Consider the following 13487-nt stretch of genomic DNA (forward strand, 5'->3'; position numbering starts at 1 on the left):
GATGAAATATGAAACGCAGAAGGTGGCCTTGCCATTCTTCATGGTGGCGATGGCGCTATTCGCGCTGCAGATCGTTTTCGGTCTTGCCGCCGCCGCCGCCTATGTCTGGCCTCACTTCATGTCCGAGGCCATGCCCTTCAATATCACCCGGACCAGTCACACCAACCTGCTGATCGTCTGGCTGCTGATTGCCTTCATGGGCTGCACCTATTACCTGATGCCTGAAGAAGCCGAGAACGAGATCTACAGTCCGAAGCTCGCCTATCTGCAGCTGGCAATCTTCGCCATCGCCGGGGCTGGGTCTTTGATCAGCTATCAGTTCGGCATCCATGAGGGTCGTCACTACCTCGAGCAGCCGCTCTGGGCGAAGATCTTTATCACGGTCTCGTTCCTGATGTTCCTGTTCAATACCAGCCTGACCCTGCTCAAGGGGCGCAAGACGGCCATCAACATGGTGCTTATGCTGGGCCTCTGGCTGGCCGCGGTGTTCTGGCTGTTCGCCTTTTACAACCCCGATAACCTGGCGCTGGACAAGCTGTGGTGGTGGTGGATCGTTCACATCTGGGTGGAAGGCGTGTGGGAGCTGATCATGGCCTCCCTGCTCGGCTACCTGCTGATCAAGATGACCGGCGTCGACCGCGAGATCATCGAGAAGTGGCTTTACGTCATCGTCGGCCTGGCGCTGTTCTCCGGCCTTCTGGGTACCGGCCACCACTACTACTGGATTGGTACTCCTGGCTACTGGCAGCCCATCGGCAGCATCTTCTCCACCCTGGAGGTGATCCCGTTCTTCGCCATGGTGGTGTTCGCCTTCTACATGTTCTGGAAGGGCAATCGCAACCACCCCAACAAGGCCGCCATGCTGTGGACCATGGGCAGTGCCGCCGTGGCCTTCTTCGGCGCCGGCGTATGGGGCTTCATGCACACCCTGTCGTGGATCAACTACTACACCCACGGCACCCAGATCACTGCGGCCCACGGCCACCTGGCCTTCTACGGCGCCTACGTGATGCTGGTGATGGGCGTCATCACCTACGCCATGCCGCAGCTTCGCCGCGTTCAGCCCTACAACCAGGTGCTCAACATGTGGTCCTTCTGGGTCATGACTTCCGCCATGTGGTTCATGACCTTCACCCTGACCTTTGCCGGCGTCGTTCAGACCCACCTGCAGCGGGTGCTGGGCATGAACTTCATGCAGATCCAGGATCAGCTCGATCTGTTTTACATTTTCCGTTTCGGCACCGGCATCTTTGTCGGCATCGCCGCGGTGATGTTCATCTACTCGGTCTTCGGACCTGCGCGCGAGCAAGTGCCCGCCACCAGCAAGCCGCTGGCTGCTACCGAGTAACGCCCACGGCGGGCCGCGGCTCCCGGTCGCGGTCCGCTCAGTCTGGAGTGACCCATGTCCCATATCGCATCGGTATCCGAGCTTGGTCGGGATCAGCCTTTCTACCAGCCGGTCGGCAACGAATGCGCCCTCTTCGAGCAGGCGTACCAGCAGCGACTTCCGCTGCTTCTCAAGGGGCCCACCGGCTGCGGCAAGACCCGCTTCGTCAGCCATATGGCGGCAAGGCTCGGCCGGCCGCTGTTCACCGTGTCATGTCACGACGATCTCACCGCCGCCGACCTCACCGGCCGCTACCTGCTGCAGGGAGGCGAGACCCGCTGGGTCGACGGCCCGCTGACCCGCGCCGTGCGCGAGGGCGGCATCTGCTATCTCGACGAGGTGGTCGAGGCGCGCAAGGACGTCACCGTGGTGCTGCACCCGCTCACCGACGACCGTCGCATGCTGCCTCTGGAGCGTACCGGCGAACTGCTTGAGGCGCCCGACGACTTCATGCTGGTGGTCTCCTATAACCCCGGCTATCAGCACATTCTCAAGTCCTTGAAGCCCAGCACCCGCCAGCGCTTTGTGGCGATGTCCTTCGATTTTCCGCCGCCCGACGTGGAGTGCGGCATCGTGGCCCGTGAGAGCGGCCTCGCCCATGAGCGCTGCGCTGCCCTGGTCAACTTGGCCGCTCGTCTGCGCGAGCTCAAGGGTCAGGATCTGGAGGAGGGCGTCTCCACCCGCCTGCTGATCTACTGCGCCACCCTGATCGCCGCCGGCGTGCCGATCCTCGAGGCCACCCGCGCCACCCTGGTGGAGCCGCTGACCGACGACCAGGACGTGCAGGAAGGCCTGTTGGAAGCCATTCAGGCCACCTTTGGTTAAAAGCGTTCATCCATGCCTTCTTGATCAGGAGATCGGTCATGCTGCAGTTTCTCGAGGTCGAGGAGTTCGTCGGCCGCCACTGGCATCGCTGGGCCTCCAGCGCGGCCAGCTATCGCCGCCATCCCGAGGCCGCCGTGGCCCTGGAGGAGCTGCGTCATGTACTCGGCGTTTTTTTCCGCGCCAGCGGTGGCGAGTGCGGCCTGGAGGTCGCCGCCATCATGGCGCGCAGCTCTTCCCACCGTCTCTCACTGCGTCAGCGGCTCGGCTTCGACGATGAGGCCATGGACCAGGCTCGCCGCGACGAGGAGAACCTGCTGCTCCCACCGACCCTGGATGTCTTCCCCGAGGCACGCCTCAATCGAGACCTCTACTTCTGGCTGACTGCCTACCTGGCGGTGGCTAGGCACCCGGCCCGCCACGCCGACCCGCTGCAGGACGATCTGGCCCGGCTGCGCGAAGCCATGAGCACCACCGAGCAAGCCCTGGTGCGCTTCCCCGGCCTTGCCGGGCGCTATCGCGAGCTGTGCTCGGCGCTGCTGGCGGTGCGTCCGGTGCGTCGCAATCTGCCACCCATGGAGCAGGCCCTGGAGGCCACGCTGCGTGCCCTGCTGGGCGACGACGCCCCGCTGGAGGGCTGGTCTGCCTCCATGGCTGCCGCGGTGGCCGACCCGGGAATCCCGCTTGAGCCGTTCCAGGCGCCGCGCGGCTACCGGCCGCCGCTGCCGGTGCCACTCTGGGGGCAGGTGGTAGACCTGGGCGTTGGCCTTGGCCGCGAGGAGCGCGACGAGGATCCCCACGACGGCGAGGCCAACAGCGCCCAGCAGGCCAGCGAGGGCAAGCGCAAGGCAGAGCGTCGCCACCAGGACCAGTCCGAGCGCGACGATCCACTGGTCGCCAACCGTTTCGAGAAGATGCTTTCCTGGACCGAGATGGTGAACCTCAATCGTCTGGTAGAGGACAACGAGGACGAGGAGGCCAAGCGCGCCGCCGAGCAGATCGAGGAGATCGTTATCAGCCCGCACAAGCAGCGGGCGGCGACCCGGCTCAAGGTCGATCTCGACCTGCCGCCTGACGAGGCCCTGGGCGAGCGGCTGCGTGGCAAGCAGCTCTACCCCGAGTGGAACCACCGCAAGCAGCGCTACCTGCCCGACCACTGCCAGGTGATCACCGACCTGCAGAGCGAGGAGGGCGAGCAGTGGGAGCCGGACGAGGCCACCCGGCGGCGGATCCGCCGGGTGCGCCGGGAGTTCGAGGCGCTGCGTCCGCGCCGTGAGATCCTGCGCGGCCAGATCGATGGCAATGAGCTTGATATGGACGCGGTGATTCGATCGCGCTGCGACCTGGCCGCCACCGGTGAGGCCAGCGATCGCCTCTACATGTCGGCCCGCGAGCAGGCCCGCGATCTGGCGGTGGACATTCTGGTGGATGTCTCGCTCTCCACCGACGCCTGGCTGGAGGATCGCCGAGTGCTCGACGTGGAGAAAGAGGCCCTGCTGGTGCTGGGACACGGCCTGTCCGGCTGTGGCGACGACTACGCCATCCACTGCTTCACCTCCCACCGCCGCCAGAAAGTGTGGGTCAATACCCTCAAGACCTTCGAGGAGACGATGAGCGAGCGTGTGACGCGGCGCATCTCGGCGCTCAGGCCCGGCCACTACACCCGGATGGGGCCGGCGATTCGCCACGTGACCCGGGAACTCTCCAAGCGCCCCAACCGCCACCGCCTGCTGCTGGTGATCACCGACGGCAAGCCCAATGATACCGACTACTACGAGGGGCGCTACGGTATCGAAGACACTCGCAAGGCGGTGCTCGAGGCGCGCCAGCAGGAGGTGCGGGTGTTCGGCGTCACCGTGGACCGTGAGGCCCATCAGTACGTCTCGCATCTGTTTGGGCGCGGCAGCTATGCCATCGTCAATCGCCCGGAGCACCTGGCTCTGGCGCTGCCAGGCATCTACCGCCAGATCATCGGCTACTGACGTTATCGGTTTTGGGAGTTCGCGATCATGAGCAACGCCGGCATATCTCACCACCGTCCCGCCATCGCCGTCGCACTGGGGCTGCTGGTCACCCTGGCGGTGATCACCCCCCTGGCCTGGCTGATCAATACCCGCGACTGGGGCATCCTGGTGATGTTCGTGGTGCCCTTCGCCGTCTGGGGGCTGATCCGGCTGGGCCGCCGCCTGGCGGACTGGGCCGAGGTGGGGCCGCCGCCGTCATCCGGGCGCGAGGACCTTCGGTAGTCAAGGGTCACCGACGTAGATGCGTTTCCCTGCCACGAAGGTCTGCTGCGGCTGGAGGTCGTCGTCGAGCAGGGTCACGTCGGCGTCATGTCCGACGGCCAGGCGGCCCTTACGTGCATCGAGCCCGAGCACCCGTGCCACGTTCCCCGAGATCAGCCCAAGGGCCTGCTCCAGTGGCAGCACCTCCTCGCGGACCAGCCGCTGCCAGTCCGCGATCAGGGTGGTGTTGCCCGCGACGCGCATGCCGATATAGGCGCCCCGGTCGTCGAACTCGGGCAGGCTGCCGTTGCAGTCGGAGCTCATGGTGATGCGCTCGAACGGGACGCCGCGCCGGAGCAGCCGCGACACGGCACCGAAGCCGCTCAGGTCGTCCTCGTCGGCGTCGTCGAAGGCGGTCACATCGACGTTGGCATCGAAGGTCAGCGCATAGTCGGCGGCCGCCTCGAGCAGGTCGCGATGGCGGTTCACGTGAGTCGGGATCACCTGCTCGGCGGGGATCTCGGTCTCGGTGAGTAGGCGGCGCAACGGCTCCAGGCCGCGCTTGCCATCGCCGATATGGAAGTGGCAGATGCCCAGCTTGCCGGCCAGCATGGCACCCACCCGCACCTCGCTGACCAGACGCTCGATCTCCTCCTGGCGAGGCTGGCTGGAGCGATGGTCCGAGATGGCGATCTCGCCCAGGCCGATGACCTCGGGAATCCAGGCCAGGTCGCGCTGTACGTCGCCGGTGAGGGTCGGGGGGGGCACGCGGTAGGATCCCGTGTACATGTAGGCCGAGATACCCTCGGCCCTGAGCCCGCGTACCTTGGCCAGCAGGTCCGCCGGCGAACGACTGATGCCGTCGGTGCCCAGCACCCCCACCACGGTGCCGATGCCCATGGCGGCGATCTCCCGGGCGGTGATCTCCGGACAGCGGGTGCCGCAGCCCCCCTCGCCGCCGCCACCGGTCACATGCACATGCTGGTCGATGAAGGCGGGTACGGCGGTGAGGTGGCGAGCCTCCACCAGGCGTACTGGCCAACCTTGCGGTATGGCGAGGTCGCGACCCAGGGCCGCGATCCGACCATCGGCGATGAGAATCTCGTTGGCCTCGAGGAGTTCCGGCGCGAAGATGCGCCCGACGCGCAGCAGGGTCAGCAGGGGGGCGTCCCGCTCATCGAGAGGCATCATGCCGGTTCGCCGGTGGGACCCGTCGATGCCGGTGGCGTGAAGCGCCGGCCCCGGAAGCGCTCGATGGCGCCTTCGACGTCGTCGATCAGCAGTACCAGCAGGTCGCCTGCGCTCGCTTCATCGAAGGCCCTGTCGACGGCCCTGGCTTCCTCCATGATGATCTCCACTCGGCAGGCGCCGCCCACCGATTCGGCGCCGTCGCGGAGCAGACCGGCGGCTTCGCCGATGGTACGTCCGCGGGGGTCGGTCTCGTAGATGTAGACGACATCGTGCATCCGGGCGAGCAGGGTGCCCAGCGTGAACAGGTCTTCGTCGCGACGATTCCCCGGGGCGCTGGCCACGCTGATCCTGCGCCGGGCTGAAATGCAGCCGACCAGCTCGGCGAGGGCCTCGAGCGCCGGCACGTTGTGCCCGTAATCGATGAGGACCTTGATGCCGTCGGCTTCGATGAGGTTGGTGCGCCCGGGGTTCTGTCCCGGCGTGGGATGGAAGGTTTGCAGGCCCATCTGGATATCGGCGATGGAGAGCCCCAGGGCAAAGGCCGCGGCACTGGCGGCCAGGGCGTTGGCGACATTGAAACGGGCGTGTCCCTCGAAGGTGATCGGAACGTCCACCACCGGGATCACCTCGGCCTCGATCTGGCCCTGACGCATCACGATGCGCTCATTGTGGACCGTGAAGGCGACCCCTTGGTCGCGGACATGCTGGCGGACGGGACGCGAGTCGGGGTCCAGGGTGAAGAAGATGATATCCCCACGGGCCCACTCCTGGGCGGCCAGCGCCCTGGGGTCATCGGCATTGAGCACGGCGGTACCGCCCTGGCGGACGGCGTCGATCACCACGGTCTTGCAGCGAGCCAGTTCATCGAGGGTATGGATGTCGTGTTCACCCAGGTGGTCGCTGGCGATGTTGAGCAAGACGCCCACATCGCACTCGTCGAACCCGAGGCCGCGGCGCATGATGCCGCCGCGGGCCACTTCGAGCACGGCACACTCGGCCGTGGGCTCGCGCAGTACAATGGCCGCCGCCTGCGGGCCGCTGTAGTCGCCACGCATGATGACGTGGTTGTCGATCTCGATGGCGCCGGTGCAGGCCATGCCGACGTTGCGTCCCGCCTGGCGCAGCAGGTGTGAGATCACGCGCACCGTGGTCGTCTTGCCGTTGGTGCCGGTTACCGCAACGATGGGAATGCGGCCGTCGGCTTCGCTGTCCGGGAACAGCATGTCGATCACCGGGCGACCCACATCCCGGCCCTGCCCGTGGGTCGGCGAGAGGTGCATGCGAAAGCCGGGGCCAGCATTGACCTCGACGACCGCAGCAGACTGCTCCTCCAGCGGCCGGGTCAGGGTCTCGGCCAGCAGGTCGATGCCGATGATGTCGAGCCCGACCAGGCGCGCGATGCGTTCCGCGGCGAAGCGTACTTCGGGATGAACGTCGTCGGTCACGTCCGTGGCCGTGCCTCCGGTGCTCAGGTTCGCCGTCGGCTTGAGGAAGACCATCTCGCCGGCCGGGATGACGCTCTGCGGGGTCAGGTTCTGTTGGCCGATCATCCGCAGCGACTGCTCATCCATCTGAATCTGGGTCAGAAGGTTCTCGTGGCCGATGCCGCGACGCGGATCCCGATTCTCCTCGTCGACCAGGGCCTGCAGGGTATCGGTTCCGTTGCCGAGGACATGCGCCGGGCGACGCCTCGCAGCGGCAACCGGCTTGCCGTCGATGACCAGCAGGCGATGATCCTCGCCGCGGATGTACTGCTCCACGATCACCGACGGGTTGCGATGGGCGGCAATATCGAAGGCATTACGCAGCGCCTGCTCATCCTCGATATTGGTGCTCACGCCGCGGCCATGATTGCCGATCAGAGGTTTTACCGCGACGGGATAGCCGATGCTCCTAACGGCCTCGAGCGCCTCGTCGAAGGAGTTGCATACCTGCCCCTGAGGTACCGGGATTCCGGCATCGCCGAGTAGCTGCTTGGTCCAGGCCTTGTCGTCGGCGATGCCGAAGCTGATCAGATCCGTATGGCCGGTCACCGTTGCCTGGATGCGTTGCTGCCGATGGCCATGGCCGAACTGGATGTAGCTGTTTTCCTCGCTCAAGCGGGTATGGGGAATGCCACGCTGGTCGGCGGCGTCGACGATGGCGGCGGTGGAGGGCCCCAGCATGTGGGCATCGCGCACCTGCTTGAGACGGTCGATGATAGCCGGCATGTCGATCGCCTCGCCGGCGAACAGCCGCTCGACCAGGTCGACGGCCTCGACCCCGGCGGCCAGACCACAGGCTTCATCCCGGTAGCGATAGACGACGTTATAGATGCCGGTGTCGTAGCTGTCGATGGTCTTGCCGTAGCCGACCGAGAAGCCGATCAGGTTCTGAAGCTCGATGGCCACATGTTCGACGACGTGACCGGCCCAGGTACCCCGCGCCAGTCGTTCCAGGAAGCCACCGGGGCGGCCCACCGAGCAACGGTGCTCCTGCAGTGTCGGCAGCAGGGCCGTGAGGCGCTCGACGATACCGGGGACGGTATCGCTCGGCTGCTCCTCGAGATCACCGATGTCCAGGCGCAGGTAGATCGCCGGGTAGCGGCTGTAGTAGTTCGGACCGCGCAGGGCCCGATGCTCGAGAATGTTCATCTTCCCTCCGCGAGAATGGCACTGAGTTCGTCGGCAACGAGATAACGTCGAGCCTCGACGTCGAACCCGTGGCCGCTGACCAGCGCATGCAGAATCATGTTCTCGACGGCTACTGGCTCGCCAACGGACAGCTCGGCGATGTTCGAGCTCGCCAGGTCGCGGCTGTCGATGAGGATGACATGGCCCGGGCCAATGGCCTCGAGAATGCCATGGGGGTGAATGATCACCGCCGCATCTTCGCCAATCCCCACGCCCAGATGCTCCGGGTTACTCGCTCCGATCTCCATCAGGCGCGTGAAGCGGCCGCGCTCGAGGAAGTGACTGTCGATGATCATGCCATCCACGAGTCCGAGGCCGAAGGTCAAGTTGACGGCCCCCTTGCGGAGGGCATCGGCGGCGGCACCGTTATAGATCATGGTACCCGGCATGGCCGCCGCGCCGGCACTGGTTCCGGCGACTACCGCGCCCTCTTTCTGTCGATTGCGGATAGCCTTCATGGCCGCCGAGCCACCCAGCACGTTGGTCAGGCGGAGCTGGTCGCCGCCGGTGAAGAAGATGACGCCGCTCTGCTCGAGCAGGCGGACGGTGTCGGCGTCGGCCGCCTGGCGGCGGTCGCGGATGCTCAGGGAGTGGACTCGACTGGCGCCCAGGCGAGAGAAGGCGGCTTCGTAGTCGGGCAGCACCTCGTCGGGAATGCGGCTCGCCGTGGCGATGACGGCGACCTCGCCATTGCCCTCGGGGGCCAGGGCGAAGACCTGTCTCAGGACCTCGAGATCGGAGGTCCGGTCCTCGGCTCCGCCGATGGCCACAATGCGTCCGGGGGTCACTGGATGTTGAGAAGCCATAAACTGTTCATCTCCCGGCGACGCTTTTGAGCCAGTGCAGAAGCCACGTTCGCTTGAGTCACTTGCCGAATGGCGGGATAGGTGTCGCCTAGTCCTTCACTTATAACAGGCATCCCGGTGCGGGGCACGCTCTCGCTGGCTAGCTCGCCTGTGCCACCAGATAGCCGGCGCCTACCAGCAGCAGGGTGAAGAGCGTGAGGCCGGTAAAGGCGCCGCGCCAGGCCGGCGTTGAGGCGCCAAGGCCCAGGTAGACCATCAGCACCCGATGCGTCTTGAAGAAGGTGGTGGCCAGTAGCAGCGCCGCCGACCAAAGCGGCAGTGCCTGAAGGCGAGCTTCGCCACCCAGGTGGGCCGAGGCCATGGTGATCAGGGTCAAGCCCATCAGCACGGCCCAGGTGATCAGCAGGCGGCGGGTAGCGCCCATCGAAGCCCCTTTCGTTGCAGTGCCCTTTGTTGCAGTGCCCTTTGTTGCCAGGTTCATCGGCTCACCTCAACAGGTAGAGGATGGGGTAAAGCAGGATCCAGATCAGGTCGACCATGTGCCAGAAGGCGGCGGCAGTCTCCACGTTGTCGTGGGAGATCTTCCAGGCCACGAGGGCGATCAGCCCCAGGCCGAAGAGCACGTGGGCAAAGTGGAAGCCGGTCAGCAGGTAGTAGAAGGTGAAGAAGGTATTGGTCTCTGGCATGAGGCCCTGACCGAGCTTGTCGGCGTACTCCACCACCTTGACCACGCAGAACACCACGCCGAGCGCGAAGGCCCCGCCCAGCCACTGGCGGCAGCGACGCGTCTCGCCACGGTCGATGGCCTGTACCGCGAGCGCCGCGAACAGGCCGCTGGTCAGCAGCACCAGGGTGTTGAGGCCGCCGGCCACCGGGTCGAGGAACTGCTGGGAGGCGTCGAATACCTCGCGCTCGGCGGCGCGCAGCCAGGCAAACAGGCCGAAGAAGGCGGCGAACACCAGCATCTCGCTCAGTATCAGCACCCACATAAGCGGGTTGCCCGGCAGCGCCGAGAGCGGCCCCCAGCCGGGGTTGGGCAGCGCCGTGTCCTGGCAAAGGTCGCGCTCGGTCATGTCATCCCTTTCCATGTCAGCCCTCTGCCCCATGTTAGCCCTCTGCCGGGACGGGTGTGCCCTCGAACTCGGCGCGCACCGCCGGGGTAGTGAGTTTCCAGCCGGCCCAGGCAAACAGCGCGGTGAACAGAGTGGACGCCAGGATGAGCCCGCCCAGCATCCCCACCAGCCCGGCTACCGGGTCCTCGGCGTTGACCGCCTCGGTGGTGGCTGCGTCGGGCAGCAGGCCGAAGGTCAGCGGGGTCAGCGCCGCGCCGCCCAGCACGCCGACGAAGCCGGCAATCATCAGCGCGACAAAGGCGCGCCGCGCCCAGGGTCGGCGGCGCAGCAGGGCGATGGCCAGGGCCAGGGTGACCAGGCAGCCTAGCATCAGCAGGGTGGTTACCCCGCTGCGATGCTCGGTCAACCAGGCCACCCCACCGGTCAGCCCGCCGCTGCCAGATTGGACGCCTAGCGTGGCGGCCAGGTTCTCCCCAGGGGCGAGCGGCAGGGCGAGCAGCCCCATCAAGGCCAGCGAGAAGAGAATGAAGCCCCAGGCCAGGCCGGAGACAGCGGTGGAGCGCATCATCGGGGCAACGCGGGGCGAAGCGGTGTGAGGCATGGCGATCTCTCCGTCAGTCATCCAGGCGCACCGCGGCACCGCCGAAAAGCAGGCTGCGCGGGTTTTCCACAGGGCGGGCCGACATCAGCCTCTGGATACCCACGCCGCAGCGCCCAATGGTCCAGATCAGGCAGGCGGTGAAGAAGCCGTATCCCAGGGTCCAGGAGGTCCAGGACGGCGCACCGATCCACCCCAGCAGGTTCCAGGCCACCAGGGCGATGGCCCCACCCAGGGCACCCAGCCAGAAGGTGCGGATCTGGAACTGCAGGTGGGTATCGGCCATGGGCGATACCCGGCCGCGGCGCAGATGGGCGATCAATACACCGATGGGGGCGGTGATCACCGCCATGATGCTGCCCAGGTAGAGCACGTAGATGACCGCGGCCAGGCCGCGGCCCCGGATGTCGGGTGCCAGAGCGCTGTCGGGTGCCAGAGTGGTGTCAGGTGCCAAAGTGGTGTCGGAATGGGACATGTCGATGCGTCTCCTGTCGGGTGCTGCCTTTAATCATGCATCCTGAATACTACTATGCCTCCGGAATGCCCCAGTGACATTGTCGGAAATCAAATTCGCGGCCTCTGGGGGCCTGACGCAGCTGCGCCCGGCAGGGCCGGGCGCAGCTGGAGGGGTGGATACAGGAAACCTCAGGTCTTGCCTTTGGCCTTCAGCTGCTCCTGCTCCTCGATCATCCTGTCCACGGAGGAGATATGGTACTCGTCGGCGAAGCCGCTCTCCGGTTCCTTCAGCCAGATAAAGCAGACCACCCAGCTGAAGAAGGCGCCCGCCGCCAGGATATAGAAGAACTGGGTCGGGGTGACGAAGGTGAAGAGGGTCAGGTAGACCACCGCTCCCACGTTGCCATAGGCGCCTGCCATGCCGGCGATCTGGCCGGTGATGCGGCGCTTGATCGATGGAATGATGCCGAACGTGGCGCCCTCCGAGCCCTGCACGAAGAAGGAGGTGAAGATGGTGATGGCGATGGCCAGGATCAGCGGCCAGCTGGAGTTCATCATCGCCATCAGGGTGAAGCCGATGCCGATGCCGAACATGTAGCAGAGCATCACGAAGCGCCGGTTGCCCATGCGGTCTGAGACCGCACCGCCCATGGGACGTGCCACCAGATTCACGAAGGCAAACGAGGAGGCGATCAGGCCAGCGGCCGCGGCGGAGAGTCCCCAGGTCTGCTCGAAGAACATCGGCAGCATGGAGATCACCGCCAGCTCGGCGCCGAAGTTGGCAAAGTAGGTGGTGTTCAGCGCGGCCACGCTGTTGAAGTGATACTTGTCGTCCTCCGGTACGCCTTTCTTCAGGATCGGCACGTTGACGCGAATGATCTGCACCACCTGGTAGATGACGATGGCCACGATGGCGAGGTAGGCAATCACCGCCGCGGTGACGGACATGAAGCCCATGTTCTGGATGCGCCACACCAGGATCGCCAGCACCCCCACCAGCGGGATGGTCCACAGGATCAGCTTATACATGTCGGCCCAGCTGCTGACCTCCATGGCCATGGCCTTGCGGGTCTTGCGGTGGGAGGTCGCGCTGGGGCCGTCGGTGATGGCAAACCAGTAGTAGACGCCGTAGGCGGCCATGACAAAGGCGCTCTGGGCAATCGCCCAGCGCCAGCCCTCGTCACCGCCGTACCAGACGATGGCGATAGTGGGCAGGGTCATGGCGGCGGCGGCAGAGCCGAAGTTGCCCCAGCCGGCATAGAAGCCCTCGGCGAAGCCGATGTGCTTGGGTTTGAACCACAGCGAGGTCATATGAATCCCGACCACGAAGCTGGCGCCGATGGAGCTCAGCACCAGGCGGGCCACCAGCATCTGGGTCATGCTGTTGCCGAAGGCGAATACCAGAGCGGGAATCGCCATCACTACCATCAGGATGGAAAACACCCGGCGAGGGCCGAAGCGGTCCAGCGCCATACCGACGATGATGCGGGCGGGGATGGTCAGCGCCACGTTGCAGATGGCGAACAGGCGAATATGGTCCTGGGTCAGCCAGTCGACGTCGCGCAGAATGCTGGTGGCCAGCGGCGCCATGTTGAACCAGACGTAGAAGGTGATGAAGAACGCGATCCAGGTCAGGTGCAGGGCCCTGATTTCCGGAGAGCGAACCTTGAAGAGGTCAGCGACTTTCATGGACATGTCATCCTTTTCGCAAGGCGAGCGGCAGGGTTCAGCTGGGCAGGATCAGCAGCGGACATTCGGCGCGGCGGGCCAGGAAGGAACTGACGCTGCCGAAGGTCATATAGTCGAGCTCGTCGACAAAGTAGCTGAGCGACTGAGCGATGAATCCGCCGTCAGGCTTCTGGCTGTGCCGGGCAATCACCAGGATGTCCGGCGTGAGGCGCTTGGTGGCATCCAGCAGCATCTTTCGGGGATCTCCCTCGGCGATGATCAGATTGGCGTCAAGGCCTTCCTTCACGATGACGTCGACCCCTTCCTCCAGGTCGGCCTTGAGCTCCCGGTACTCTTCCTGGAAAAGGTCCTCGTTGGCATCGGTGCTGTCCCTTGGATTCTCGGCGACACCGACGAGCACGATCAGCGGGGACATGGGGCGAAACAGGGTGACGACCTGGGCGAGGGCCAGCTTGGCGTTTCGCGAGCCGTCATAGGCGACCATGATCTTCATGAGATTCTCCTACGCAGGGAGCAGGGGCGGGGCGACCGGTTGGCTGAGAGCCTATCCCCGGTCGCCGGGCAGTGG

At 65.5% G+C, this 13487-nt stretch carries 13 protein-coding genes; 4 read left to right on the top strand and 9 right to left on the bottom strand.

From position 1 onward, the window contains the following. Position 1 precedes the first annotated feature (1 nt). Genes ACFODV_RS07535 through ACFODV_RS07550 form a run of 4 tightly spaced genes read left to right on the top strand, consistent with a single transcriptional unit; the run spans position 2 to position 4455 of the window. On the top strand, positions 2-1348 hold the full coding sequence (locus tag ACFODV_RS07535; protein WP_379757041.1) for a cbb3-type cytochrome c oxidase subunit I: 1347 nt from the start codon (positions 2-4) through the stop codon (positions 1346-1348). Between the two features lie 54 nt (positions 1349-1402). Beyond that, positions 1403-2212: a CbbQ/NirQ/NorQ/GpvN family protein gene (locus ACFODV_RS07540; protein WP_379757044.1), complete on the top strand. Its 810-nt coding sequence runs from the start codon at positions 1403-1405 to the stop codon at positions 2210-2212. A gap of 38 nt (positions 2213-2250) precedes the next feature. Further along, positions 2251-4191: a nitric oxide reductase activation protein NorD gene (locus ACFODV_RS07545; RefSeq protein ID WP_379757047.1), complete on the top strand. Its 1941-nt coding sequence runs from the start codon at positions 2251-2253 to the stop codon at positions 4189-4191. A gap of 27 nt (positions 4192-4218) precedes the next feature. After that, positions 4219-4455 carry a hypothetical protein gene (locus ACFODV_RS07550; RefSeq protein WP_379757050.1) on the top strand — a complete coding sequence of 79 codons (237 nt, stop codon included), beginning with the start codon at positions 4219-4221 and terminating at the stop codon, positions 4453-4455. Here ACFODV_RS07550 and iadA read toward each other — a convergent pair whose 3' ends face one another. From iadA to ACFODV_RS07595, 9 genes are all read right to left on the bottom strand, one after another. After that, positions 4456-5625, bottom strand: a complete 1170-nt coding sequence (iadA, locus tag ACFODV_RS07555) for a beta-aspartyl-peptidase (protein WP_379757053.1) — start codon at positions 5623-5625, stop codon at positions 4456-4458. After that, positions 5622-8258: a cyanophycin synthetase gene (gene cphA / locus ACFODV_RS07560; RefSeq protein WP_379757056.1), complete on the bottom strand. Its 2637-nt coding sequence runs from the start codon at positions 8256-8258 to the stop codon at positions 5622-5624. The genes iadA and cphA overlap by 4 nt, the downstream gene beginning before the upstream one ends. Continuing rightward, positions 8255-9103: a cyanophycinase gene (locus ACFODV_RS07565; RefSeq protein ID WP_379757060.1), complete on the bottom strand. Its 849-nt coding sequence runs from the start codon at positions 9101-9103 to the stop codon at positions 8255-8257. Before ACFODV_RS07565 ends, cphA begins: the two co-directional genes overlap by 4 nt. Before the next feature lie 139 nt (positions 9104-9242). Continuing rightward, positions 9243-9527: a cytochrome C oxidase subunit IV family protein gene (locus tag ACFODV_RS07570; RefSeq protein WP_379757063.1), complete on the bottom strand. Its 285-nt coding sequence runs from the start codon at positions 9525-9527 to the stop codon at positions 9243-9245. 61 nt (positions 9528-9588) lie between these two features. Further along, positions 9589-10176: a cytochrome c oxidase subunit 3 family protein gene (locus tag ACFODV_RS07575; protein ID WP_379757066.1), complete on the bottom strand. Its 588-nt coding sequence runs from the start codon at positions 10174-10176 to the stop codon at positions 9589-9591. Between the two features lie 34 nt (positions 10177-10210). Next, positions 10211-10777, bottom strand: coding sequence for a hypothetical protein (locus tag ACFODV_RS07580; RefSeq protein ID WP_379757069.1), 567 nt, complete (start codon positions 10775-10777; stop codon positions 10211-10213). Between the two features lie 13 nt (positions 10778-10790). Beyond that, a complete protein-coding gene (locus tag ACFODV_RS07585; protein ID WP_379757072.1) occupies positions 10791-11249 on the bottom strand; it encodes a DUF4870 family protein in 459 nt (152 codons plus the stop codon). 170 nt (positions 11250-11419) lie between these two features. Beyond that, positions 11420-12919 carry an MFS transporter gene (locus ACFODV_RS07590; RefSeq protein ID WP_379757075.1) on the bottom strand — a complete coding sequence of 500 codons (1500 nt, stop codon included), beginning with the start codon at positions 12917-12919 and terminating at the stop codon, positions 11420-11422. Between the two features lie 37 nt (positions 12920-12956). Continuing rightward, positions 12957-13412: a universal stress protein gene (locus ACFODV_RS07595; protein ID WP_379757079.1), complete on the bottom strand. Its 456-nt coding sequence runs from the start codon at positions 13410-13412 to the stop codon at positions 12957-12959. Positions 13413-13487: the final 75 nt, after the last annotated feature.

It is taken from the genome of Halomonas tibetensis (assembly GCF_042643535.1).
Lineage (GTDB): Bacteria > Pseudomonadota > Gammaproteobacteria > Pseudomonadales > Halomonadaceae > Halomonas > Halomonas tibetensis.